Source organism: Deltaproteobacteria bacterium (assembly GCA_021159305.1).
In the GTDB taxonomy this organism is placed as follows: domain Bacteria; phylum Campylobacterota_A; class Desulfurellia; order JAGGSF01; family JAGGSF01; genus JAGGSF01.
Genome location: JAGGSB010000004.1, coordinates 1 through 4,261, shown reverse-complemented (window position 1 = coordinate 4,261; position 4,261 = coordinate 1). Strand labels below are relative to the sequence as shown.

The following is a 4,261-nucleotide window of genomic DNA, read 5'->3' as shown; positions in this document are numbered from 1 at the left end:
AGGGTGTTCACTTTTAATCTTTAAACAGTTCACTTTTAAAATTTAGCTAACAGTTTAATAAAGAAAAGAATAAATGGCATTTAACTTCATACTTGTAGAGATTAACTACGGGAATATTGTTTTGAGAGAATAAGGGAAGTCTCTTTGACCATCCATCAGGAATGTTTTCTGTTTCTTCTATTGTATATAAGAAATATTCAGATAATCCTTCCTTTTTTATATAATTTCTTCATCGGATATTCCTCCTATGGTAATTGAATGTGACAATCTCTTTTTCATGAGCAGGAATAGAGATATAGAACTTTATGGTATGGGCATCTTCTTTCTCAAATTTATGACTGCTCTTTTTCATATCCCATTGACCCGGAGTATGCCCAATTAAAATAAGGGCAGCGTCTTTATCCTTAAAATTTTCTATTTCTGCCCGGATAGTCTCGTCTGTATCATAAAGAATGATTTGATTATGAGAATTACGCCTGATATTTATCATTTTTTCCTTCATTTTATGCTGGGTGACTACAATATCTCTGCTATCTCCGATATATAATTCTGCTTTTTCATCTACAGGAGTGAATTTTATTTTATCTTCCCCTAAAAAGATACTTCCTTGAAAAACACGAACCTTTCCATTCTGTAAAGCAAAGTTTCCTAAATTTGATACCTTATTATTTTTTATTACATAATGAACAGGAATACCTACATTTTTTCTCATTTGCTGAGGTTCCCATGGAAGTTTGCCTGCATCAAAGGTGAGAGTTTTTTTAATAGGTGCTTTTTTCTTTTCAAAAAAGAGCAGTTGCATAGTTTCTTCGTACTGAATTGATTTTTGGAAAATTTTACTATCATCTGGTGCTATATTGGCGAGATGAAAGTTTTCTCCAGAAAAATTTCGCAGAATTAAGAATGATTTTATATCAATCAAGTTTTCTCCCTTGTTTGCTATGGCTTTATAAGAAAATAGACAATCAATTCCTGAGAGCAGATAACTGATTCTAATCTTTTCTTCTAATACTTCTGGACTGCTGATTTGCCAGACAAGGGCATTTTCATTTGGAGGATAACTAACATTGAGTAATTTGACCTTTTCTGGATGAGAAAGCATTTTAATTCGGATAGAATCAGGGTCGATCCTTACTCCTTTCCATGAAAAGTCAACTTGATTTAAACCTTTTTGAAGGGTCAGAATTCTTTCTTCTTCTACTAAAGTAAAAGATGGATTGTCTAAACGGATAATTACATTTTCTCTTTCTGGCAGAGCAACCAACTTGACTCGCGCTTCGGCAATAGAACTGCACATTACCAAAAGTATAAAAATAATCAAAAAATTTCTCATTTTTCCTCCTTTGTTCTTGACAACTGCCTTTGGCAGTTGCAATCTCAAATCCCTTTGAGATTTGTGTCTTGATATTAAGTTTTTATATTTTACCTTTGTTTCTATATACTGTAAGATTGAATTTAGCGGAGATATTTTATATGGTTAAAAATTAACAAATTGGGACAGAAAATTCAATGAAAAAAGTTATTATAACAGCGAGAGAAGAAGATTTTGAAAAGATAAAACCGATGATAACAGATATGTTTTTTTCATTAGATAAAAAAGATGATTTAGTTAAAATTACTGTTTTCCCATTAGATAAAGAACTTGATGGTTTAATAACTAAAATAGAGAAGATAATTGACTTTAGATATAAAGAAAGCATGGTTGAGGTTTACACTCCAGATTTTATAGTTTCATCTGTTTTAAAGCGTGCCGAAAAAAAGGTTAGTATTTCAAGAGAGAAGATTAAAGAAAAGACTCCTGTTGAAAAACTTTTAGACTCTACCAAACCTCATCTTAGATTAGATATTAGCAAAATTGCTCTGACCTCTATTGCCGGTATAATTGCTCTTATTGGTCTGTTTATGAATAACATGGCAGTGGTAATTGGAGCTATGTTGCTTTCTCCGCTTATAGGTCCAATCTATGCATTTGCAATAAATACTGCGGTAGGAATAGAAGAAAATGCTTTTAGAGGCATTAGAAATCTTATCGTTTTGCTTTTAGCAGTAATGGCATTGTCATATATTATTACATTGTTTGCTTCTTTTTTTACAGAACTTTCACTAACACCGGAAATACTTGCAAGAATGAGTTCAAGTACCGTTTATATTTTCATGGCTTTATTGCTTGGTTTTGCTTCAATTTTGGCTTTATGCAAAGGAATTCCTGAGGTTGTTGCTGGAGTGGCAATCGCTTCTGCCCTCCTTCCACCGGCAGTGGCAACGGGCATTTCATTTGTCCTTTATCCATCAAACGCTGTAAGCTCTATGATTTTAACTTTTGAAAATGTTTTGGGTTTGATGGCAGGAAGCCTATTTGCCACACTTGTTTTGGATATCGGGCCTAGAAGATATTATGAGAAAGTTGTTGCAAAAAGGTTTATAATCAGGATATCTTTATTCCTTGTTACTCTTCTTGCTTTATTGTTTATATCTTCACTTTTGCTGTGAGTTTGGTTAAACAAAGTATGATTTTTGTCTGATTTGTAAATTTACAAATAGACTAACTTCATTATAATACGTTTTATGAAAGATACTCCGCCTCGTCCTCAATGGCAGACACATATTGGTTTTATTTCTGCGGCTGTTGGTTCGGCTATCGGATTGGGTAATATCTGGAGATTTCCATATCTCTGTTATAAAGATGGAGGAGGTGCGTTTCTTATACCTTATTTCGTAGCCCTTTTGCTTGTAGGTGTGCCCCTTATGATTTTGGAGTTGGGGTTAGGTCATAAATTAAAAAGTTCTGCTCCTATAAGTTTTGCTTCTGTGAGCAAGAATTGGGAATGGTTGGGTTGGTGGCAGGTGATATTTGTTAATTTTGGTATTGTTTTATATTATTCAGTAATTATTGCCTGGTGTCTTGATTTTTTCTTTTTTTCCTTTAATCTATCCTGGGGTTCTGACCCCAATACCTTCTTTTTTAAACAATTTCTTTCAATGAGCAAAAGTCCTTTTGAGATTGGAAATGTAAGAAGTCCCATTTTAGTTTCGCTGGCTTTGATATGGTTTTTGAATTGGTTGATTGTAACCTTAGGCGTGGAAAAGGGATTGGAAAGAGCCAATAAAATATTCATACCCGTTTTGTTTTTTATTACCTTTGTGCTCGTTTTGTGGAGTATCAGGCTTCCAGGAGCAAAAGAAGGATTGAGTGTTTATCTAAAACCAGACTTCAACAGGTTAAAGGATATTAAGGTGTGGATGGATGCTTTCTCTCAAATTTTCTTCACCTTAAGTCTATGTTTTGGGATAATGATAGCCTATGCCTCTTATTTACCAAGAAAGGCTAAAATAGTGAGGGATTCTGTGACTATTGGTTTTGCAAATTGCTTTTTTTCTATATTTGCAGGCTTAGGTGTGTTTTCTGTTTTAGGATATATGGCTCAGTCTACTGGAAAACCGTTTAATGAAGTTGTTACTCAATCTATAGGTCTTGCCTTTGTGGCTTATCCTAAAGCGATAAGTCTTCTTCCTGTTTTTTCAAAAGTCTTTGGTATTCTTTTCTTTGCTTCTCTGGTGATAGCCGGACTTTCTTCTTCTATATCTATCCTGGAGGCTTTTACATCAAGTATTATTGATAAATTTCATTATCCAAGAAAGGTTGTTGTATCTGTGGTTTGTATTGTGTGTTTTTTTGGAAGTCTTACCTTTGCTACCCAGGGTGGATTATTCTGGTTGGATATTGTTGATCATTTTATTACCAGCTATGGACTTGTTTTGGCTGGTATTCTGGAATGCCTTTTGATAGGCTGGTTTTATAAGGCATCTTTGCTGCGTGAACATATTAATACTGTTGGCATCTGGAGGCTTCCTTCAATCTGGGATTATTCTATAAAATTTATTACACCTTTTGTTTTGCTTATAATACTTTTAAGCACATTGTTGAAAGAATTTGCTGCTCCCTACGGAAATTATTCACCTCTGGCAGTGATTGTCATTGGCAGGGACTGGTTGATTCTCACCATAATTTTGGCTTTCATATTCGCTTCTCGTCGTGGGCACAGTTAAAGATGAATTGTTTACAAATATTGATGATTATGCTAATTGTAATAGAAAGGGGATAGAATGAGTAATCCGAAAGTAAGCTTCAAAACTGAAGAAAAACTTCGAAAAGTTATTTTGGCGAAGAAAGCTAATGGAACTTCTGACTTAGAAATCGGTCAGAAATACGGAGCTACATTCCCCCTGTCATTCCGCACCTGATGCGGAATCTGGAAAGAAT

General features: G+C 34.2%; 4 protein-coding genes. 3 read left to right on the top strand and 1 reads right to left on the bottom strand.

Annotated features, from left to right (window positions below; translation table 11 throughout):
• Positions 1 to 229: 229 nt before the first annotated feature.
• Positions 230 to 1,333 (bottom strand): hypothetical protein, encoded by a 1,104-nt coding sequence (locus J7J10_00235; protein ID MCD6129373.1) that lies wholly within the window; start codon positions 1,331 to 1,333, stop codon positions 230 to 232.
• A 176-nt stretch (positions 1,334 to 1,509) separates the two neighbouring features.
• Here J7J10_00235 and J7J10_00230 point away from each other — a divergent pair, with 176 nt between their 5' ends.
• From J7J10_00230 to J7J10_00220, 3 genes are all read left to right on the top strand, one after another.
• Positions 1,510 to 2,490 carry a TIGR00341 family protein gene (locus tag J7J10_00230; GenBank protein ID MCD6129372.1) on the top strand — a complete coding sequence of 327 codons (981 nt, stop codon included), beginning with the start codon at positions 1,510 to 1,512 and terminating at the stop codon, positions 2,488 to 2,490.
• A gap of 75 nt (positions 2,491 to 2,565) precedes the next feature.
• Positions 2,566 to 4,047 carry a sodium-dependent transporter gene (locus J7J10_00225; protein ID MCD6129371.1) on the top strand — a complete coding sequence of 494 codons (1,482 nt, stop codon included), beginning with the start codon at positions 2,566 to 2,568 and terminating at the stop codon, positions 4,045 to 4,047.
• A gap of 57 nt (positions 4,048 to 4,104) precedes the next feature.
• Positions 4,105 to 4,242: a hypothetical protein gene (locus J7J10_00220; GenBank protein MCD6129370.1), complete on the top strand. Its 138-nt coding sequence runs from the start codon at positions 4,105 to 4,107 to the stop codon at positions 4,240 to 4,242.
• The last annotated feature ends 19 nt before the right edge of the window (positions 4,243 to 4,261 follow it).